This is a genomic window from Methanolobus sp. WCC5 (genome assembly GCF_045690325.1).
Taxonomy (GTDB): Archaea; Halobacteriota; Methanosarcinia; order Methanosarcinales; family Methanosarcinaceae; genus Methanolobus.
In genome coordinates, this window is record NZ_CP146981.1 from 2,572,544 (window position 1) to 2,595,171 (window position 22,628).

The following is a 22,628-nucleotide window of genomic DNA, read 5'->3' on the forward strand; positions in this document are numbered from 1 at the left end:
ATTAGATTTGTCTATTGTACCAGTAGTAAAATCCCACATATGTCAACACTGTTATTGCAAACAATAGAGACACAACAGGATACGCCTGAATATCGAATGCCGTAACTCCAAGAAACGCCATCAATATACCCTCCAGGATTATAAGTATCGCCAAAGTTCTGTGACTGGCTTTCTCAGCAATATGAAATATTCTTTCATCTTCCACTATGGTTCCTTTATTCTTAAGTCGGATGCTGCGGATACTGATTAAGATCAGTGCGATTCCGGCACCTATGAATGCACCGCCAGTTCCACTTGAATTTATAATCCATCCTGGTTCAAAAATGTGAATTCCTATTCCGATCAGGGTTATAAAAAACCCTAAAACTAACATACCTGTATCTTTGGTTTGCACTTTAATCACCATGTCAAGTATATATTACATAATGTATATATAACTTTTCATAAAGAATGCCATGCTTTACAATAGACTGCACTTCTTTACACATAATAGTCACCCTGCAGATAAAACAAAAACCAGGATTGACCATAAAGTAATGCTTTTGCCCTACAGTCAATGAACAGTAATTTCTATTGCTGCTGATTCTGGAAAATACATCAAATTTAACTTGTTGTCAACAATAAAAAATAGTTGTGATTTTGGATTGGGGAGTTAAATCACTTTGCCAATAGGCACGGCAACATAGGTGAGGTCGTAACTTCAGATTTTGCAATGAAAATTAAGCTTTATATCTACTTAGTAATAGGAAATTGTTTGAAAATATGCAATTTGACTACAAACTTAAATTTGGACTATAAACTGGTGTTTTGATTACAAAGTAAAGGGTTTATGGTGAAGATCCATTTAGCAAAATATTTAAATATGAGAACATAGGAAGTAAGAAAGTTATTGCAGATATACTGCGGATATACACAAATATAGGTGGAACTATGGAACAAAAAAGAGAATCACATTTAAAAAAAAAGGTGATGTAAGTGGCGATTGATAGCGGAGATACGGCATTCATCATCATCTGTACTGCCATGGTCATGTTGATGACCCCGGGAGTAGGACTGTTTTATGGCGGAATGGTGCGCAGTAAGAACATAATTTCAATGGTGGCCATGGCTTTCATTGCCTTTGCCATTGTAAGCATCCAGTGGGTCACAATTGGTTACAGCCTTGCATTTGGCCCGGACATAGCAGGGTTCATAGGAGGCCTGGACCACATGTTCCTTGCAGGAGTGGGATTGGATGGCGACGGGATTCCCGATATGCTATTCATGATGTTCCAGATGGTGTTTGCAGGAATAACACTTGCAATTCTTACATCCGGAGTTGCTGAGCGCATAAAACTGAGTTCTTTTATTGTCCTTGGATTACTCTGGACAACATTTGTCTACGACCCTCTTGCACACTGGGCATGGGGTGGCGGCTGGGCAGGCGAATTGGGAGCTCTTGACTTTGCCGGAGGTACGGTCGTACATATTAGCTCAGGATTCGGTGCACTTGCACTTGCACTTGTTATCGGCAGCCGTGCAGGGTTTGGAAAATACAGCATGGAAGCTGAGAACATAACAACCACCCTCCTGGGAGGAGCGCTTCTATGGTTCGGATGGTTCGCATTCAATGCTGGAAGCGCACTTGCAGCAGACGGTATTGCAGTCAACGCACTTGTAGTGACAAATATCTCCGCAGCTGCCGGGGCGATCACCTGGATGGCTGCAGCATGGATAAAGGGAAAACCAAGTTCACTCGGTCTTATCAGTGGAGCAGTTGCAGGTCTTGTCGCCATCACTCCAGCCTCCGGATTTGTAGGACCCATGTCTGCCATAGTGATTGGCGGGTTTGCAGGACTTCTCTGTTATGGCGCACTGCTCCTGCGCGTACGTAAAGGACTTGATGAAAGTCTTGATGCGTGGGCCGTTCACGGCATGGGCGGCCTGTGGGGAGCAATAGCAACCGGGATATTTGCAAGCGCGGCCATTGGAGGAGTTGACGGGCTCATCTATGGGAACGTTAACCAGTTTATGATACAGCTACTTGACGCTACAGTTGCCATGGTATACGCATTCGCAATGACATTCATTCTTGCCAAGATCGTAGATAAGGTAATGGGATTGCGTGTGACCGAAGAAGAAGAATACATCGGACTGGATATCTCCCAGCACGGAGAATCTACAACCGCCTGAGGTGATATGAATGAAGAAAGTAACAGCAGTCATTCGGCCGGAAAAACTTGAAGATGTAAAAGCAGCATTAGAAGAGAAAGGTTATTTTGCCATGACGGTGCATGAAGTTAAAGGTCGTGGCGCACAGAAGGGCATATGCCTTCAATACAGAGGTAAACAGATAAAAGTAGACATGATCCCCAAGACAGAGATAGAGATGGTGGTCGGGGATGGGGATGTAAGACCAATCATCGAGATAATAAGGACGAGTGCAAGGACCGGCAAATTCGGTGACGGAAAAATATTCATCTCCCCGGTGGAGATAGTAGCCGCCATCCGTAACGATGAAGAGATAATATCAGAATGATAGAGATGGCATTTCTATCATTCTCTTTTTTAAAAGAGGGTTTTCAACTATATATTACTGACTTTCAACATATAATATATAGATAAAATCTATATTTATAGAGCTCAGTTTTTAAATCGTTTCATGACAAGGAAGGTGGAATCATGCCCAATATCTCTGACTTTCACACCCATACATGCTATTCGGACGGAGATCTCCTACCTGAAGAAGTCGTGCGCCTTGCAAAATTAAGAGGATTGCAGGTCTTAAGCATTACAGACCATGACACGGTCGATGGACTTGAATCTGCAGGAAATGAATGTGAAAGGCAAGAAATAGAACTCATACCCGGCATTGAGTTCACATCTGAAACAGAATTTCCGGGCATAGAGATACACATACTCGGATATGGCATAGACCCACGGAATTACAGTCTCCTGAAAATGACAGAACGTGCAAAGTCCAATGCAAATGATTATTGCCGGAAAGTGTGCCCTGCCCTTGAATCTTTCGGCTGGGAAATAGACTATTCCATAATAGATACAAGCAAAGGAATAATCACCAAACACGACATTACAGGAGCTGTTATCAATAAGCCCGGCAGTAATTACGAGTTCCATAACCATTGGCTTTCAGGGAACTCGCCCCTGGAAGAAGTCATGCAGAAATTACCCGCTAGAAAAGTAATAAAAACCATACACCGCGCGGGTGGAAAAGCAGTCTGCGCCCATATTCTAAGAACGCTGGAGCAAACAGATGACATTTTGCTGTTGCACCATATATCCGAATCACTTATAAGGTCAGGGCTGGACGGGTTTGAGGTATTTTATGCGAAAAGCAGCAAAGATCATGTTTGCATGATGTATGAGATCTGCAAAAAAAAGCAGTTGATAATGACCGGTGGTTCGGACTTCCACGGGCCGGAAAGATTTGCACGGTGCCAGCTTGGAGAATACAATACATACTCGATGTTCAACTATCAGGACCTTATCGAACAATTGCGCAGAAGCAGTGACCACCAGAGACAAGCAACAATGACCTGAGTCCTCCATCAGGAGATATTCACTCCTGACAGAGATACCAGTCCAGAGGAACAACAAACTTATCCCCTTTTCTTCTTTAAACTAAAAAATCATCTTCGATTGTTATTCTAACATCTGCCAAAACTATCCTGCTCATCTTTGCTCGATTTTGTTCTCAAACCAGTCAAGTATTGAGAACATCAGAGAGGAAGAAGATAGTATCAGATCGTCCCTTCCACAAATTTCCTCCATATGTTGTATGTATCTGCCTTCCACAAGATCCGAACCACAGTTCTTTATCAGGTTTTCCACACATCCTTCATCAATTTCCGGATGGAATTGCACTGCAAGCACATTGCCACCATAGATGAAACCCTGCTCAGGGCAGGCTTCACTTTCAAATAAGCGCCTTGCTCCTGCCGGAAGTGTGAAAGTATCACCATGCCAGTGAAAAGCAACAAAGTCAGCAGGCACATGGAAAAGAGAATCGTCCTCATAAAAAGGACCCAACGACCTTACTTTATGCCAGCCTATTTCCTTATAACGGCTCTGAGATACTTTTCCACCCAGTACTTCAGAAATCATCTGAGCACCAAAACATACCCCATAAACAGCTTTACCTGAATCGATAACATCTCTTACGAATTGTTTCTCATTCCTGAGCCAGGGGAAATCATCTTCCTGGTAGACACTCATCAGCCCTCCCATTATTATAAGCAGGTCAAAGTCATCCATTTGCGGAAAAACGGAATCCTCAGCAGGTATACCCAATGAAAGGGCATGTTTTTTATTACAGATCCATTCCCTGATATTACCAAGTGTCTCAAATTCCAGATGAACAAGACAGTGTATTTTCATATATTTCTGCCATTAATGGACTCTTCTGGGATAAAGCCTTCTTTGCTACTTTTCATTATCGTAATTGAGTGTGCATTTGAATTCCTTTTCGGAACTATTGATAAGGTAATATGTTGCTGCCAGGGCAACCGTAAGTACACCCATTCCCACAAGGAACAACGGGTCTGTATTTTGCAGGTCGATTATCATGACCCTTCTTATGATTGCGGTGACGCCTACAAGGATAATGAAGTCGACGTTCATTGACGACTCGACAATTATCATCTTAATGGTCTCCAACAATCCAATTCCTATTATAATTAAGAAGAAGAGGGAAAATATGTCCAGTAGCCTGTCCAGACCTATAAAGAAAAAAGGTGCAGTAAGCATATAATTAAAGACGGTCCATGCTACTTCCAGTGTAGAACTAAGGATAACAAGCGCCATCATCACAATAACAAACTTTATTGTAAGGGACTGGAACAGATTAATATATTTTAGCAACAACTTATTCACCATCTGAAAACTTTATCAAGATACTGCTAACAGCAGAGATTGGAAAGAACATCTATCAAATCGCTTAAAGATTAAGCTTTGCTATATAAGAAATACTTATTGCCAAATATATGGAAAAACATATATTTCACAGCAAGCATAAACATATTGGATTGAGGGACAGTCTAATCTTGACTGATGGATGGGAGAAAGTTGAATTTTACAAGATATCATGCAATTGCAGGCTTGGCGATATTCCTATTACTGATAGCTGTATACCTTATGCCTGATCAATATACAGGCAATGGAGATATGAACAATATCACAAACGAAACTCCTGAAAGTGAGCCGGGGTCAATGCCGTTGATGTCAGCGCCTGATGACACTGACGATAGGCCAGGGTGGTGGAAGCATACAGGCCGCAGTACAGTGACCAGCAGCAACAGGTCTTCAGGTACAGGAAGTTCTGAAGATGACAATGGAGAACAGGAAAATGAAATACCTGAGTTTTCCCACATAGCACTGCCAGTGGCAATGGCACTTTGTATTTCCATGTTATTCAGAAGAAAATAAAAGTCATTACCTACTGTTTTTTCAGGTAACTGGAAACTGGCACAAATGGCACCCTGAACAATTGGTCTTTGCTAAGCGATGATCGGTAAAGCTTTGAACTTACCGCGGCAAGGTCAATCCCCTTTGGCTCGGCAATGAGAACTAATGCGCCCAGCAGTATGAAGAAACAGCCCTGTATGGTGTTCAGGAATATCGGCTCCTGCAGGAAAAAGAAACCAAAGATTATCCCGCTTACAGGTTCCAGTAATGCAAGAACACTTACTGTCTGTGCACGGATCCTGGCAGCGCTGTTCAGATAAAGTACCGAAGCAAAAGCCGTCGTTATCAGTCCAAACAGGATCAGTGCAGGCAGATTAAGGAGCAGGATGTCTGAAGGCACCTGGCTTCCAAAGGGCAAAAGGATCAGCAAGCTGATAAAAGTTGACCAGAATAGCTGAGTTGTACCTGAATACTCATCCCTGAGATAGCTTACGGTCATTATTGTCCCACTATAAGAAAGACCAGAAAGGACCCCAAACATAAGGCCTATCATAAGACCGGAACCATAACCAGGGTTACTGCCCCCTGGCATTATTACAATGAGTATACCTGTAATGGAGATGATCAGGGACAACAATCCCCTTTTTGTAACCCTGTCTTTAAGGAAAAAAGGCGAAAATAATGTCACATACACAGGCGCTGTATATAGCAGCAGTACGGCTATTGAAATGCCGGCATATTTAATAGAAGTGAAATAGGTATAAAGCGTTAAAACATTAAAAACGCCAATTAAGAGTAAAAAACGCTTTTTTTTACCAAGATAGATAAAATCAAGTTTTTTAGTTAAGATACAATATGCCACAAGTATTATAAATCCAAAAATAAGCCTGTAAAAGATAATAGAAGCTATTTGCATCTCATATATGTGTTTTAAAAAGATTCCACTAGTTCCAAATATAGTACATGAGATTATAAGTTCTAAATAAGAGTATTTACTGCTTTTAAGATTCATAATTCTAGCTTTGCTGAAATAGCGTTATAATATATAAATTAATCTGAAATTAAAAATCATTATTGATTATTAATTTAAAAAAACAGCTTTCAGCTTATAAAATAAGTAATAATAGAATAGCAAAACCATAAAACAATAAAAAACCTTATTAACAGAGTAGAAGGAGTAAAAAACATCTATAAAGTGTTAAAACAGATTTGAGTTCATAAATTTGCATCCATAACAGAAAAAAAGAATATACTTTGTATTGTAGCCTGAATACACATTTAAAAAGCAAAATCACATAAATGGCAGGCATAACTAATAACCATAATAATAAGCATAAATAACGCGCAGTCACTGGCGCACTTTGACATGTGACAATAGTTGCCCAAAAATATGACAACAGTCTGACAATAACCTGACAATAACCCCGAAGCCATTCCATATTATTGGAATGGCCACCCCAAGTGCTCATACTCCAGTTTCCACGAACCCCCGTGAAACCGCTCATACTCCTTTGCTCCATTTATCCGGACTCGGAAATGTGGGCATTTTTCGTTTTTCAGATACCGAGGGGAGAAGTATCAGGCCCACATCTCCATGCAAAGCAATTCCGTTTATCTCCGGAGATTGTTCGGATGAAGCTCATATCGTCGCACCGTTTGGTACATTTTGGCATTTCCTGCATGACAGTTATTGCCACAATTCATAGTATATTTTACTACTATATAAATATATGTATACTATGATATATAATGATAATCATAATGATGAGGTGATTTTAAAACAAAGAAAACAAGAAGAAAGGCTATACAAAAAGGCTCTCCAGAAAACCTATTATCAATAATTTGTGAACCGCAGATACACTCAACTCCGTAGGATGTGAGTGTATCCGTATTTATCTGTGGTTTATTAATAAAGAAAGGATTTCTACATAGCCAAAAATTGCCAGTCGCCAAACTCCCATGATTATGATACGAGGGATTTTGCCGACTTATACTTGAATCTCACAATCGGTGAACAATATTGAAATATTATTGTGCTTGTTGGTTATGTGTCGATTGTGATTATCCTTGTTTCTGTCTGGTTGACATTGCCTGCGGAATCTTGGGCATAAGCTTTGTAAGCGTAGGTGCCGTCTTCAAGGCCTGTGATATTAGTTTCGAGACGGTATAGGCCTGCATTGTAGGATGCCTTGATCTCTTCAGGAGTTAGGGATCTATTGAATAACCTAACTTCATCTATAGTTCCATTAAAAGTAGGCATTGTCAGGTCATGACCTCTACCTATCAACAAATTGTCTGAATTAGTTCCGCCGTTAGGTAGGTATGAATTTACAGTTCTCACATTATTACCATTGAGATAGAATTTTAACTGGCCAATCTCTCCGTCATAAGTTATTGCTATGTGAGACCATTCATTTACCTTTACTTTTGAAGAAGCACCTCCACCTGTCCAACCGAATGTTTGGAACTTGAGCTCCCCATCTGGCCGCAAGATCATTCTATAGTTACTTCTCTTTGAAAGTATGCCTGATTCATATGCTAGGTTTAAAGGATAAACCCATGCTTCCATTGTTATTTTTCCGCTACTCTGTATGGGAATGTTATATACACTGTTGTGAGAGATCTGTACTCTGTCATCTAATCCATCGAACATCATTGCATTACCGAATTTGCCTTCTGTCGTCCAGCCGGATGTTCCATTATTTAGACCGGTATTCATGTTGTACATGGTCCCATTTCTTTGATATGTTGAATAGTCCTCTACAATTGTTCCACTGTTGCCTTCTAACTTCCACCAGCCAACCAGTGAGTTGTTCCAATCTATAAATCCTGTGATGTTGTCTTGACTATCCAACGCGTTTATAGTAGCATTGATTAATGCATGGTTCTCAGAGATTACTGAGGCATTGTCTGCGGTCGGAGCAACAAAGGCGATTTGTAGGGGTATGGTATCAGGTTCAATAGGTAATGCTGCGATGTAATCAATCTTAGTAGAACTATTATATCCTGCATCATTGAATGCTTGTAACGTCACCTGATAAGTCCCGGGCTCTGCAAAAGTATGAGTCGGATGCTGTTCTGAAGAGCTGGCTGTTGTAAAGCGCCAGATATCGTTCTTACGAACACTGTCATAACCGCCCATAACCACGATGCTTCCGTCAGGAAGCACAACGCTGCTGTGGCGGTCCCTTCCTGACCATTCCGCAGCTTCAGTTATTTGAGTCCACGTCGCACCACTATCTGATGACCTCCAAACGTCATTTAATCTATGACTGCCATCGTAACCGCCCATAACCACGATACTTCCGTCAGGAAGCACAACGCTGCTGTGGCGGTCCCTTCCTGACCATTCCGCAACTTCAGTTATTTGAGTCCACGTTACACCGCAATCAGTTGATCGCCAGATGTCATTTAATCTATGACTGCCATCATAACCGCCCATAATAATAATACTGCCGTCAGGGAGTGTAGCACTGCTGTGACTGTATCTTCCTGTCCATTCTGCATTTTCGCTCATCTGGGTCCATGTTGCACCATTATCTGTTGATTTCCAGACATCATTCCTGCTACCAGTCACATAGCCACCTGTAATCACGATGCTTCCATCAGGAAGCACAACGCTGCTGTGACGCTCCCTTCCTGACCATTCTGCAGTTTCAGTTAGTTGGGTCCATGTTATACCGTTATTCGTTGATCGCCAAACGTCATTCTTACGGCCGCCATCATTGCCGCCCATAATCACGATGCTTCCGTCAGGAAGCACAACGCTGCTGTGGCGATATCTTGCCGTCCATTCTGCACTAGAAATCAGTCTAATCCACGTTACACCATTATCCATTGATCGCCATATATCATTCTTGCGACCACCATCATGACCACCCATAATCAAAATGCTACCATCAGGAAGTGCAACACTGCTGTGGTCATATCTTGCTCCCCATTCTGCACCTGGGGTCAGTTCAGTCCAGGGGCCAGTGAAATTATCATCACCAAAGTACCATGCCCAACCAGTAGGATCATTTTTAGTTGACAGATCGGTGAAGTTAACTGTAAGAGGTGCTGAACCTGAGTTAATATTAGATGTGAAGTCAGCAACTGGCTTAGGTTCTATATAATATCTTATCATGACAATACCAGTGCCACCGAGTGAGTTACTACCATATCTACGGCCACCGCCACCGCCACCAGTGTTGAGCATTCCGTGGGATTGAGTACCAGTACTGCTGCCACTGCCACTGCAGCCACCGCCTTTTCCACCTGCTCCCACAGCACCGGAAGTACCACCCATACCGCCACCTCCACCAGCAAACCATGCTTGGCCATCTATTATATGTCCATATTGGGTGCCAAATATGTCTGCAAAATTATAAGTGACATTGCTGAGGGTTACTTCACATAAACCATCTCCACCTTTACCACCGGCATTGCGCCCACCATTACTACCAGCTTGACCTGCGCCACCACCACCACCACCACCACGGTTAGTGGAGGTGCCTGACTTATAATTATTACCACCCTTATTACCAAAACCATAGGGGTGTCCGGCGTAACCTGCTTGGAGTTGCTGTAATCCATCGCCGCCTAAAACAACAACATCACTGCCATCGCCGCCGGCACCAGAGCCGCCAGGACTATTATAGTTATTGTAGCAATTACCACCTTTTAATGCTACAATCTCATCAAAAGATGAGTTCTGTCCGCTAGCACCAGTTACAACACTAATCTCCGTAAGTGGGGTCACATCGTATCCTGGAATGAAAACCAGGCCACCTGCACCTCCTGCACCTGCACCCCGGGTAACGTGTCCATGCCCTCCACCGCCAACTATCAGGACATCAACTTTGGTGACATTTTGAGGAACAGTCCATGTGTGTTCTCCGACCTCAGCAAATGCGATGACTGGCAATTCTGTTAAAGATACAGAGATGTAACCAATCTGCGTGCTTATGTCACTACCATCGGCATTTGCCACAGTCAGACTAACAGCATAACTGCCCGGACTGGTGTATATGTGTGTCGGGTTCTGTTCCGTCGAAGTAGTTCCGTCACCAAAATCCCATAACCACGAAGTAGGGGAGTTTGCTGATTGATCCATAAAGTTCACAATCAGTGGATTAGTACCAGATATTACGTCTGCTGTGAAGTCGGCGACTGGCGGCACAGACCATGGAATATATCTTATCATGACAATACCAGTGCCACCGAGTGAGTTCCCATCATATCTACGGCCTCCACCACCGCCACCAGTGTTGGGCATTCCATGGGATTGAGTACCAGTACTGCTGCCACTGCCACTGCAGCCGCCGCCTTTTCCACCGGCTCCCACAGCACCGGAAGTACCACCCATACCGCCACCTCCACCAGCAAACCATGCTTGGCCATCTATTATATGTCCATATTGGGTGCCAAATATGTCTGCAAAATTATAAGTGACATTGCTGAGGGTTACTTCACATAAACCATCTCCACCTTTACCACCGGCATTGCGCCCACCATTACTACCAGCTTGACCTGCGCCACCACCACCACCACCACCACGGTTAGTGGAGGTGCCTGACTTATAATTATTACCACCCTTATTACCAAAACCATAGGGGTGTCCGGCGTAACCTGCTTGGAGTTGCTGTAATCCATCGCCGCCTAAAACAACAACATCACTGCCATCGCCGCCGGCACCAGAGCCGCCAGGACTATTATAGTTATTGTAGCAATTACCACCTTTTAATGCTACAATCTCATCAAAAGATGAGTTCTGTCCGCTAGCACCAGTTACAACACTAATCTCCGTAAGTGGGGTCACATCGTATCCTGGAATGAAAACCAGGCCACCTGCACCTCCTGCACCTGCACCCCAGGTAACGTGTCCATGCCCTCCACCGCCAACTATCAGGATATCAACTTTGGTGACGTTTTGAGGAACAGTCCATGTGTGTTCTCCGACCTCAGAAAATACAACGACTGGTCGTATTCCAAGAATTTCGAGTTCACTATATTGATGCCAGCCCGGACCAGTTTTACTGAAGCGAACATATCTCCAATAATCATCGACTTCATAATAAGGTGTCCACGTACTACTAGAATACTCTTTATGATCCCACGATGCTATTTTTGTCCATAATTGTGCATCATTTGATACCTCTAAATACATAGTACAGTAATCATTGGAACTGCCTCCCATCCCACGTACTTTTTTAATTAATACAGGTTGCCCAAAATCACGCAGAATCCATGATGAAGCGTCTGTCATATAGTATGCTTTTGTGCTGATATTCCCGTCTATGACGGTATGAATGCTTCCTTGATGAGGATTAGATTCAGATGTTAGTGTACCCCAGAAAGATAGTGGTGTCAGATTCTCTAATGCCTTTATTTCAGCTACAATGCAATCAATCCATATGCGAGTGTCGCTTCCGTGAACATTTGATGCCGTCAGGCTAACAGTATAGCTTCCTGGACTTGAGTATGTGTGTGTTGGGTTTTGTTCAGTTGATGTGTTTCCGTCACCAAAGTCCCATGTCCACGAGGTAGGAGATTCTGTCGAGTGATCTGTGAAACTTACTGTCAGAGGAGCGACACCGGACGTTACGTTAGATATGAAATCCGCAACTGGCCCGGGATGCACATAGATTTTCAGGCTTTCGTCCTGTGCTGAAATATTCAACTCCGAAGCGTCTATTCGGACTTGATAACCTGACAGATCTTGGTTTTCATTATTGGTGATTCTTATTTCATAATATGAACCCTTATCTGAAACAAAAACCGTGGGTTCGTTATCTACATAAGACCTGACTCTTACCCAATCAACCTCTATTTTAGAGTTAGTTGCATAGGAAAATGCAAGCATAAAAATTTTCCCGGGAGTTTCTGAATCAGGGCAGTATAAAGGATTGGAAATCTCCGAAATAAGAGTTCCATCACGCCAGTATCTGGAAACATCTCCACTGCTGGACGTAGAAACAGTGTTCCAACTGTTTAAGGGAACTGCCATGTTATTGTAAGTGCTAACACCATTTTTTCCAGAATAAAATCTCTGATAATCGGGGTTGGGATATGTGTACTTATACTGGCGTATGGAGTTGTTAGTAGGATTCTTTTCACCGTAAGATCCCGTACTGAAATCAGAAGCCATACCAATATTCTGGAAATCATTGCTACCCTGTGTGAGCCTTGTATGGAACTCAAGCATGCTTCCAAAGTTAAATGTCTGTTTGCTTATCAACTCAGCAAAATCTTTGTCCCTTGCAGAGCTCTGGATTGTGACCACTCCGTTAGAGATTGTAACACTACCTGTGCCCCGAGTAACTGTTTCCCAAATATTCGGATCCAAACCTTGGCTGAAATCATCAAACAACTCAAAAACTGCATCTGCGTCAGGGCTATATCCTGCTGTCTTTTGAACTTTCAGAACAGTGGTTTCATTTATCCCGGCATCAATAGGTACATACAAATAATTTACATCTGAATCTATCCAATAATCAAATACGACAATGTTTTTTGGATATACTGTAATGTAATCAAGCTTGGTGTTTGTGTCGCTTCCACCTGTATTTGATGCAGTCAGGCTAACATTATAGCTGCCCAGACTGGTGTACGTGTGTGTCGGACTCTGTTCTGTCGACGTATTTCCGTCACCAAAATCCCACGACCAAGAGGTAGGAGCATTTGCCGACTGATCTATGAAACTCACTGTCAGAGGAGTGGAACCGGATGTTTCATTGGATTTGAAACTAGCAACTGGTTTAGTTGTCACACTTGCCACATACTGCAAATCCGGATAACCATCATTAACTTCTGGACGAATAAACCACTTATCAACAAAGTTCCAATTGACATAAGTATTTGCTGCGTGTGGATGCGTCATTTCTGCAGTTGTACGGCCTTCACCACCGGATGAACTCGTTTGGCCGGATCGATCATTATCCCAGTAGGACTTAGTTATTGTACCGTCTCTGTTATAACCAATTAATCCACCAACATTATCAGTACCTGTGACTCTGCCAGTTGAATAGGAGTCAGTTACTCTGGAATTATCATTCAAACCAGCCAATCCACCTGCATAAATACTACCTGTTACATTGGCAGCAGAATATGAATTGGTGATTTCACTGTTCCAATTTAAACCAACCAATCCACCAACATAAATATCACCTGCTACAATTCCAGTCAAATATGAACTTGTTATTGTTCCACGAGAATTATATCCCGCTAGTCCACCGACACTCCAGGTACCTGTGATATTGGCATTTTCCAGTCCAAGGTTCTTGATAGTTGCGCCATCCGTGTATCCAAACAAGCCTGTATAACTGTTTGTAGGTCTGTTGATGAACAATCCAGTTATTGTATGGCCTTTACCATCAAAAGAGCCGCTAAACTTATTCACATTGTCTCCGATGGGTACAAATCCTGCACCATAACTCCATTCAGAAGTTGCAGACGCATCGATGTTATTTATCAGAATGTAATGGGCATTCAAATCATAACTCATATTCTGAAGCTGGTTAACATTGCCAATCTGATAGGGATCTTCTTTTGTGCCACTGCCATCTGCAAACGGAGTGATCGTTTGTTCATTTGCACCTGTGATTGAAACAGATAGCATAAATACTAAAAAAATAATCATTGTTTTGCTTAAATTGTTCATCATTTCTACCATCAGACCTATCAGTGGATTAAAAATTATATTTCCTTAACCATTTAACTCTTTATTTTATTTTTAGTATTTTACACAGGTTTACTTATATATACTTTATTTATTGAATATAATTAGAAAAATTTATATATATGTCTTATACTTGTTGAGAATGGAGATTCAGCTATGGCCAAAAATGTTCCGGTTTTTTTGAAAAAGATAATAGCAATTTTGATGGTGCTTATATTAATCACACCAAATGCATATTGCCTTGAAAGCGTTGTTGATTCAGAAGCAACCCCAGAAGTGACTACTTCAGAAGAAAAAAACCGGCAAGAAATAATTTCTGATCAAGAGAGTGAAAGTGAGAATATAGGCAGTGAAAATGAAAAGGAAATTGAGAATTTAGAGGACGTATCTGAGAACGAAGCACAACCTGTTGAAAAAATTACTACCCGTGGTGACATACCTCTCTTAGAAAGTGCGATGTCGTACACAGAACCTTCTTTAGAGAAACAGAAGGACTATTTCGATACAAGTTTGTTCACAGGTTCTTTTGTTTACTCATATCCAATTGAAGTTGTAAAGGGAAGAGCTGGACTAGAACCGAAAGTTTCTCTTACCTATTCTAGTTCGATGGGTTCAAAGGGAACTTATGGTTCACTTGGGATGGGTTGGTCGTTAAATGAGAACTGTATTATCAGAGATACTAGATACACTCCTGAAGATACTAGCGACGATAGATTTATTCTTATTCTGGATGGTTCATCTTATAAATTGGTTTATGTGGAGAGCGATGATTCTTATCGCACAGAAGCAGAAACCTTCATGAAAATTGAAAAAGATGAAACTGATTACTGGAAACTCAGAACACCAGATGGAACAAAATATCGCTTCGGTCATACTGAAGACTCCAAACAGAATAATTCCGTCGCCTCTAGGAACTATGTCAGCAAATGGCGGCTTGATTCAATAGAAGATGTGAATGGAAACCAGATCCAATATAACTATATAGAAAACCCACAAAACGGAGAAATTGGATCCCTTTATCTCAAAAATATAAGCTATAATAATGGTCTTTCATCTGTTGATTTTAATTTCGCGGAAAAAACAGATACTTTTACTTTATATGAATATGGTAACAAAATTAAAGAAAAAAGCCTGATCTCCAACATAAGTATCCTCAATAATGATACTAATCTGTGGACTTATGAAATATACTACCAAAATAGCGATTCAAAAGCGTTTATAGAGAGTATTGTAAAATCAGGAATCAATGACGCATCTTTTCCATCGAATAATTTTCAATATAGCACAACAAACGGCTGGGAAGCGGATAATACGTGGGCACCACCAGTTGTTTTATCCTCTAGCGGGGTTCAATTGGCAGATGTAAATGGAGACGGACTAGTTGATATTATAAATAGTGGAACTGTGTGGATAAACAACGGAAACGGATGGGGAGTGGATAGTACATGGACATTGCCAACTTCTTTGTCCTCTGGCGGAGCTCAACTAGCAGATGTAAATGGAGATGGATTAGTCGACATCGTGAGTGATGGGGCTGCGTGGATATACAATGGAAATGGATGGGGAGCAGATAATACATGGGTGCCACCAATTGCTTTATCCTCTGGCGGAGTTCAATTGGTAGACGTAAATGGAGATGGTTTGGTCGATATAATAAGAGGATATGGTTCCACTTACCAGGCTTGGATTAACAACGGAAACGGATGGGGGGCGGATAATACATGGGCACCACCAACTGCTTTCATAAGTAGTGGAAATGACATGGGAGTCCGACTTGCTGACGTTAACGGAGACGGTTTGGTCGATATAATAAGAGGATATGATTCCACTTACCAGGCCTGGATCAACAACGGAAACGGCTGGGAAGCGGATAATACATGGGCACCACCAACTGCTTTCATAAGCAGTGGAAATGACATGGGAGTCCGACTTGCTGACGTTAACGGAGACGGTTTGGTCGATATAATAAGAGGATATGGTTCCACTTACCAGGCCTGGATTAACAACGGAAACGGATGGGAAGCGGATAATACATGGGCAGCACCAACTGCTTTCATAAGTAGTGGAACTGATATGGGAGTCCGACTTGCTGATGTTAACGGAGACGGTTTGGTCGATATAATAAGAGGATATGGTTCTACTTACCAAGCCTGGATTAACAACGGAAACGGAGGTGGAGTAGGTAATACCTGGACTCCGCCATATCTGATGGAAGAGATCAATCATTCAAGCGGGTCAAAAACAACTATAGATTATATGCCTTCAACGTTGTTCGATAACACGGGTAATGATGCCATTTCGGATTTACCCATCAATAAATGGGTAATCAGTAAGATTATCAGGAACAACGGAATGTCAGGGTTTGAAAATATTGTTTCAACCACAGAATACTCATACAAAGGTGGAATGCAATACTTTAACCCGCCAGAGGAGATAGAGTTCAGAGGGTTTGCTGAAGTTATTGTTAAAAACGAATACTCAGCGGCAAAGCACTTCTTCCATCAGGATAATGTGCTTAGAGGATTTAAGTACCGTACGGAGGTATGGGGCAGGGAAGAAAACCTTTACAGCCTATCGGATATGAACTACGTTGGCAGGCAATCATATCCCGGTGTGAACACCGTGTTGCTTGACTCTGTAAAGGAAATTCAGTTTGATGGATTTGCGCGCAGTCCTGATTCGACAGGATGGTCATCTTTAACCGAATACAAAGACTATGATGAGTATGGGAACCCGTGTTCCATAATCCAATATGGGGACCTGGAGATTTCCGGGGATGAAAGATACCTTTACTTTGAATACGCCAATGACGAAGACAGCTGGATACTGGGAAAAACTACCCGTACGTGGGTGGAAAACTCAGAGCACGTGAAGAAGAGCGAATCACGGTACTACTATGACGGGTCAAATGATAACAGTGTTATCAACAAAGGACAACTCACAAAAGCAGTGTCATGGAATAACGCAGGAAGCAATCCTGTCATTCTTTTCAGTTATGATGACTATGGTAACCTTGTTCAGGTCACAGATCCAAAAGGTCATTCAAGGAATATGGGATTTGACGAGAATCATATTTATCCCGTTAACATTGAGAACGCCCTGGGCCAAAAGGAATGCTATGAATTCAATGACATGGGCAGGATCATAAGATTCACAGACAGCAATGATATCTCTACAGAGTACGTATATGATGACCTGCACAGGATATTTAAAGTAATAAGAGCCGGCGATAGCCTGAGTTCGCCGTCCATAGAATACACATATTATCTGGACGGTCTAGCTCCCGAGAAGATACATACAAAAATAAAGGAAGATGATATCAGACATAAGCAGTCTAATGGTGATGGCACTGAATCCAATCCATATCAGATTTATACGGTCTCAGATTTACAAGCCATAAATAACAACCTATCTGCGCACTATATTCTCATGAATGACATTGACGCAACTGAAACCAGCTCATGGAACTCAGGTGCGGGTTTTGTGCCAATCGGCCCCTCCTATGTCAGCAGGTTCACTGGAAGCGTTGATGGGCAAGGACATACAGTCAATGGATTATACATTTTCAGACAAGGAACACACGAAGTTGGTCTGTTCGGCATAACTGGTTCCAGTTCAAAGATAAGTAACGTTAAATTGACAAATTTAAATATAACCGGTCGTTCCAATGTTGGTGGGATCGCAGGTTTGAATCTCGGTACTGTCAAAAGCTGCTATGTGTCTGGCTACGTGTCGGGAACTGATTTTGTTGGTGGGATTGTTGGAGATAATAGTGGAGGCTCGATAACAAAGTCATACACCACAGCTGAAGTATCAGGCACTGATTTTGTAGGTGGTTTTGTAGGCGGTTTGTTCGAAGGTAAAATATCGGAATCATTTTCCATTGGCTTGGCCATGGGTTGTGACCACGTAGGCGGCTTCGTTGGTGGAAATGATGATACAATTGAAGATTGTTACTCTACTGGATTAGTAATTGGAAATACATCAGTTGGAGGTTTTTGTGGTGGCAATTACAATACAATAGCTGGCTGCTATTATGATTCGACTACATCAGGGAAGAGTGATACAGGTAAGGGTATGCCCAGAACAACTGCAGAAATGCAGATGCAAAGCACATTTGTAGGTTGGGATTTTGAAGACACTTGGGTCATGCAGGTTTATCCTAAAATTAAGCATTATTCTGTTTTCGAGTCAATTGACTCATATGACGGCTTCAGGCAACTAGTCCAGAAAAAGTACGAGGGTGAAAACGGATGGATCATTCAGAATACCACTTATAATGAAATTGGCCTGGTGAAAAGTAACGAAGTTCCTCACTTCATTGACGAGCCTGGTCAATCTATAAGCTTCCAGTATGATGCCACTGAAAGACCGAAGATCATCACCAACACAGATGGTACCACTATCGTATACAATTATAACCTTGAGAACACTACGATCACAAACCAGAATGGGGTTAATATAACACTGACAAGTGATATCTTTGGAAACATAGCAAAAGTCTATGAGCTTAACATGGATGAAACCTACATTACAGCCTACAGCTATGATGCCATGGACAATCTCATCGAGATCATGCCCGGACGCAACCAGCCCCAAGCTCCGCCCAGTATCCGTTTCACCTATGACTCCCTTGGCCGCAATGTGGCTATGAGCGACCCTAATATGGGTGACTGGACCTATGAGTATGACCTCAACGGTAACCTGATAAGGCAGATTGACGCAAGGGGAGTTGCCACACAGATTAGTTACGATGCGCTTAACAGGGTAACTGCAGTTAATTATCCAAACGACGAGGATATCAGTTTTACATATGACCTTGAGTACAACGGCACGCTCTCCCAAGTGACCAGAAGCAACATTTCTTCAGTTTACGACTACGATCAGCGCTACAGGATTGTAGATGAGATGGTCACGCTTGACGGCACACCCTACACCACTTCCTATGAGTACGACAGCATGGATAGGGTCACAAAAATTACATACCCGGATGGCACTGGTGTCAACCTGACCTACAATGCACAGACCCTCCTTGAGAGCGTGGAAGGTGTTATTGACAACATTGATTACAACGCAAGGAACCAGATGATCAGAAAGGAGCTCTCCAATGGTGTTGTCACGACGTATACATACGATACTGAAAGACTGCTGCTGGACAGGATATACACCGAAGGTCTCCAGGATCTTAATTATGATTTCGACAACGTAGGCAATATCCTTCAGATACAGGATAATGTCCTGAACTCCGTAAAAACATACGGATATGATCATCTGGACAGGCTTACCAGTGCAAGCATGTCTGTCAACGATGAGCATTCCTACCAGAGGGATTTCACCTATGATCAATACGGCTGCATAAGGCAGGTTGAAGAGGACGGTACCCTTATCTCAGCTTACGCATATGCGCTCAAGCCGTTCCACGCACCTGTATACTATAACGGATACCTTCTTACGTATGATGATAGCGGGAACATGGTTGATGACGGGCTCTTCACCTACGTCTACAACGACGCAAACCAGCTAAGCGAGGTCCGTCATTCCGGCAACAATACCCTTGTAGAAAAATACTGGTACGACGGAAACGACAGGCGGATCAAAAAGCAGAACTCTGCCGGGGAATTCACCTACTACGTCAACCAGTTCTATGAAGTAGAGAACGGCACAGCAACCAGCTACTTCTTCCGCGACGACGAGCGCATAGCCAAGCAGACAGCAGAAGGCATGGAGTGGTATCTCTCGGACCATCTTGGCAGCACCACTTTGCTCGTTAATGAGAGCGGCCTTGAGGTCGAACGCACCGAATACTTCCCGTATGGCCAGGTGCAGTCCGGTGGTCTGGAAAAATATGGATTTACCGGACAGGAGAATGATATTGATACCGGGTTGATGTACTATGGTGCAAGGTACTACTCGCCGGAGTACAGGATTTTCATACAGCCGGATACGATGCTGCCGGACCCGTATAATCCACAGGCACTGAACAGGTATGCTTATGTATTGAACAATCCGGTGAAGTATACTGATCCGAGCGGACATACCCCTGCGCTCATTCCTTTGGCAGTGGGTGTAGGGATGGCAGCAATAACTGTATACTCGATTTATTCTTTTGCACAGGATACGATTGCTTGGAATAAATACGAGATGAGTACCAAAAAATGGATAGCTAACTCAGCTCTAAATATTCCAATTGGTGCGGGGGGAGTAACTCGTGCACTCTACAAAGGTGGAAAATACTTGAAAACAGTGAATCAAGCATCTAAAGGAAAAGGTTTACTTGCGGTTGGATCAGCTTGTGGAAAAAACCTGTTTGCTACTGGGGAAGCTACAGCTGAATTCATTGCTACAGAAGGTATTCTTTTCACAGGATCACAAATAGTCTCTCATTTAGATACAAGTGTTGATTTTACGATTGAAGAAAACACTGCAAGTGGAACAAGACTGGGCGATACATCAAGTAGCATCAAAACTTCAGTTTCAAGCGTCGCAAGCAGTGCCAAGACTTCAATTTCAAGTGTTACAAGCAGTGCCAAGACTTCAATTTCAAGTGTCACAAGTAGTGCCAAGACTTCGATTTCAAGTGTTACAAGCAGTGCCAAAACTTCAATTTCAAGCGCTGCAAGTAGTGCCAAGGCTGCAGCAACAAAGATAATAAATAGCTTATTTAGGAGTTAATATGTACAAGTCTGTAACCACTTATGAACAGGAATAATAGTACCCACTTAAAGGTGATCAGATGGAAGTACCAGAATTTACAGAATTAGAACTCACAACTAAAATCCCTAAAGAAAGGCTAGTATATGCTATCTGTGAGTTTTACTGGAACATTGGTCATAAAGAGATAGAACTTATTAGGGGGACTGGCAATGATATTAAATCGGAAGAGTATGCACCTTCTGAAATAATTGCAAATATTCCTGCGATTTCAGGAATATCAATAATTTTATCCAAAGACTGTAAAGGAAAGCTAGAATTTGATTTCATTACAATCAGTATCGAAGATACTGTATTCGAACGGAAAATACTCTGGGGTGTTGATCAAAAAATAAAAATTATACATGTAATCTTTGCTGCATTTATTGTAGTTGCTTTCATTGCTACAATCATCTATGGCTATCATAATATATATCCTACAAATCATTTTTTGAGTAGGTATGGCACCGCTTTGTTTGCAGTACTTGTTTTTGTTCCATTAATAAAGTTACTGTACTATTTATTTGAACGCAGAATTGAGAGGGTCCAGTTACATCCGACTACTGTTAAATGCAAAAAAGACTTTGAAGATTTTATTCATAGAAAAGAGAAGGAACTGCGCTCTGAAAATTATTGATTGCACACTTCAGAACAGGCCAAGTTATATCGACTTTTACCTACAACGATGCTAACGGCAACAGAGTTAAGAAGCAGAATGCTGACATTCAGTTTAGCTACTACGTCAACCAATTCTACGAGATTGACAATGGTAATGCGACCAGCTACTTCTTCCGCGACGACGGGCGCATAGCCAAGCAGACTGCTGGTGATATGGAGTGGTATCTGTCGGATCATCTGGGCAGCACCACTTTGCTCATCAACGAGAGCGGCCTTGAGGTTGAGCGCACAGAATACTTCCCGTACGGCCAGGTGCAGTCCGGTGGCTTAGAGAAATATGGGTTCACAGGACAGGAAAATGATATTGATACGGGGTTGATGTACTATGGAGCACGGTACTATTCACCGGAGTACAGGATTTTCATACAGCCGGATACGATGCTGCCGGACCCGTATAATCCACAGGCACTGAACAGGTATGCTTATGCGCTGAATAATCCGGTGAAGCATACCGATCCGAGCGGGCATATACCACAGCTTGCAGCATTAGTTGGTGGACTCATATTAGTTGCCAGAGTAATGTCGGTCACTTCTATTGTGAGTGATATAAAAGCTTGGAATAACTACGAGATAAGCACTGAGAAATTGATAGCCAACTCTGCATTTAATGGGCTAGGTTGTATAGGAGGAGGATCTCTTAAAATATTTGGTGGTACAACATACATACAAGGTTTAAGTAAGGTATACCAAAAGGATAAACAAATGGGAGTTGCTGTTGCGATTGTAAAAGGCATACCTGCTACTTTTGATGATGTGGCTGTATTCATTGCTAAGGATGGACCACTTGCATTAGGAAAATATGCAGTCGATAATATAGGTTCGGGTATAGGAGCTACAATTGAAGAAAATACTGCCGGAAGAACAAGACTGGGTGATACATCAAGCAGTATCAAAGCTTCAGTTTCAAACGCTGCAAGTAGTACCAAGACTTCAGTTTCAAACGCTGCAAGTAGTACCAAGACTTCAGTTTCAAACGCTGCAAGTAGTACCAAGACTTCAATTTCAAGCGCCACAAGTAATATCAGTTCTTCAATTTCAAGCGCTGCAAGTAGTATTAGCTCTTCAGTTTCAAGCGCCACAAGTAGTGCTAAAGCTGTAGTCGGAAACACAATAAACCGCTTATTAAGAAAGTGAGATTGATAACAGATATACATATTGATGTAAGCATGCAACTACCAATGAATAGGAATCGTAGAAC

12 protein-coding genes are annotated in these 22,628 nt (G+C 42.2%); 7 read left to right on the forward strand and 5 right to left on the reverse strand.

The annotated features are described in order from the left end of the window. Position 1: 1 nt before the first annotated feature. Positions 2–406: a DUF2178 domain-containing protein gene (locus V7O64_RS12575; protein WP_407355716.1), complete on the reverse strand. Its 405-nt coding sequence runs from the start codon at positions 404–406 to the stop codon at positions 2–4. Between the two features lie 569 nt (positions 407–975). Between V7O64_RS12575 and V7O64_RS12580 the strand changes: the two genes are divergently transcribed. The 3 genes from V7O64_RS12580 to V7O64_RS12590 all read left to right on the forward strand — a co-directional run bounded on the left by V7O64_RS12580 (position 976) and on the right by V7O64_RS12590 (position 3,540). Then, positions 976–2,172, forward strand: coding sequence for an ammonium transporter (locus tag V7O64_RS12580; RefSeq protein ID WP_407355717.1), 1,197 nt, complete (start codon positions 976–978; stop codon positions 2,170–2,172). 10 nt (positions 2,173–2,182) lie between these two features. Continuing rightward, positions 2,183–2,518, forward strand: a complete 336-nt coding sequence (locus V7O64_RS12585) for a P-II family nitrogen regulator (RefSeq protein WP_407355718.1) — start codon at positions 2,183–2,185, stop codon at positions 2,516–2,518. A 143-nt stretch (positions 2,519–2,661) separates the two neighbouring features. Further along, entirely contained in the window at positions 2,662–3,540 is an 879-nt protein-coding gene (locus V7O64_RS12590; protein WP_407355719.1) for a PHP domain-containing protein, read from the forward strand. A gap of 132 nt (positions 3,541–3,672) precedes the next feature. Here V7O64_RS12590 and V7O64_RS12595 read toward each other — a convergent pair whose 3' ends face one another. Together V7O64_RS12595 and V7O64_RS12600 are read right to left on the reverse strand one after the other, a co-directional pair. Continuing rightward, on the reverse strand, positions 3,673–4,377 hold the full coding sequence (locus V7O64_RS12595; RefSeq protein WP_407355720.1) for a type 1 glutamine amidotransferase: 705 nt from the start codon (positions 4,375–4,377) through the stop codon (positions 3,673–3,675). 45 nt (positions 4,378–4,422) lie between these two features. Then, positions 4,423–4,860 (reverse strand): phosphate-starvation-inducible PsiE family protein, encoded by a 438-nt coding sequence (locus V7O64_RS12600; RefSeq protein ID WP_407355721.1) that lies wholly within the window; start codon positions 4,858–4,860, stop codon positions 4,423–4,425. Between the two features lie 189 nt (positions 4,861–5,049). On the opposite strand from V7O64_RS12600, the gene V7O64_RS12605 reads away from it, so the two are divergent. Then, entirely contained in the window at positions 5,050–5,424 is a 375-nt protein-coding gene (locus tag V7O64_RS12605; protein ID WP_407355722.1) for a hypothetical protein, read from the forward strand. Between the two features lie 10 nt (positions 5,425–5,434). Here V7O64_RS12605 and V7O64_RS12610 read toward each other — a convergent pair whose 3' ends face one another. Further along, on the reverse strand, positions 5,435–6,415 hold the full coding sequence (locus V7O64_RS12610) for a DMT family transporter (RefSeq protein WP_407355723.1): 981 nt from the start codon (positions 6,413–6,415) through the stop codon (positions 5,435–5,437). Between the two features lie 1,032 nt (positions 6,416–7,447). Next, positions 7,448–14,056: a PKD domain-containing protein gene (locus V7O64_RS12615; protein ID WP_407355724.1), complete on the reverse strand. Its 6,609-nt coding sequence runs from the start codon at positions 14,054–14,056 to the stop codon at positions 7,448–7,450. Between the two features lie 162 nt (positions 14,057–14,218). Here V7O64_RS12615 and V7O64_RS12620 point away from each other — a divergent pair, with 162 nt between their 5' ends. From V7O64_RS12620 to V7O64_RS12630, 3 genes are all read left to right on the forward strand, one after another. Continuing rightward, positions 14,219–20,734, forward strand: a complete 6,516-nt coding sequence (locus tag V7O64_RS12620) for an FG-GAP-like repeat-containing protein (RefSeq protein WP_407355725.1) — start codon at positions 14,219–14,221, stop codon at positions 20,732–20,734. 61 nt (positions 20,735–20,795) lie between these two features. After that, positions 20,796–21,389 carry a hypothetical protein gene (locus V7O64_RS12625; protein WP_407355726.1) on the forward strand — a complete coding sequence of 198 codons (594 nt, stop codon included), beginning with the start codon at positions 20,796–20,798 and terminating at the stop codon, positions 21,387–21,389. 194 nt (positions 21,390–21,583) lie between these two features. Next, on the forward strand, positions 21,584–22,564 hold the full coding sequence (locus V7O64_RS12630) for an RHS repeat-associated core domain-containing protein (RefSeq protein WP_407355727.1): 981 nt from the start codon (positions 21,584–21,586) through the stop codon (positions 22,562–22,564). The last annotated feature ends 64 nt before the right edge of the window (positions 22,565–22,628 follow it).

Coding starts and splice junctions, on each gene's coding strand:
- V7O64_RS12575 (WP_407355716.1), bottom strand. CDS start 406: ATGGTGATTAAAGTGCAAACCAAAGATACAGGTATGTTAGTTTTAGGG.
- V7O64_RS12605 (WP_407355722.1), top strand. CDS start 5,050: ATGGATGGGAGAAAGTTGAATTTTACAAGATATCATGCAATTGCAGGC.
- V7O64_RS12590 (WP_407355719.1), top strand. CDS start 2,662: ATGCCCAATATCTCTGACTTTCACACCCATACATGCTATTCGGACGGA.
- V7O64_RS12595 (WP_407355720.1), bottom strand. CDS start 4,377: ATGAAAATACACTGTCTTGTTCATCTGGAATTTGAGACACTTGGTAAT.
- V7O64_RS12630 (WP_407355727.1), top strand. CDS start 21,584: ATGGAGTGGTATCTGTCGGATCATCTGGGCAGCACCACTTTGCTCATC.
- V7O64_RS12625 (WP_407355726.1), top strand. CDS start 20,796: ATGGAAGTACCAGAATTTACAGAATTAGAACTCACAACTAAAATCCCT.
- V7O64_RS12620 (WP_407355725.1), top strand. CDS start 14,219: ATGGCCAAAAATGTTCCGGTTTTTTTGAAAAAGATAATAGCAATTTTG.
- V7O64_RS12615 (WP_407355724.1), bottom strand. CDS start 14,056: ATGGTAGAAATGATGAACAATTTAAGCAAAACAATGATTATTTTTTTA.
- V7O64_RS12585 (WP_407355718.1), top strand. CDS start 2,183: ATGAAGAAAGTAACAGCAGTCATTCGGCCGGAAAAACTTGAAGATGTA.
- V7O64_RS12610 (WP_407355723.1), bottom strand. CDS start 6,415: ATGAATCTTAAAAGCAGTAAATACTCTTATTTAGAACTTATAATCTCA.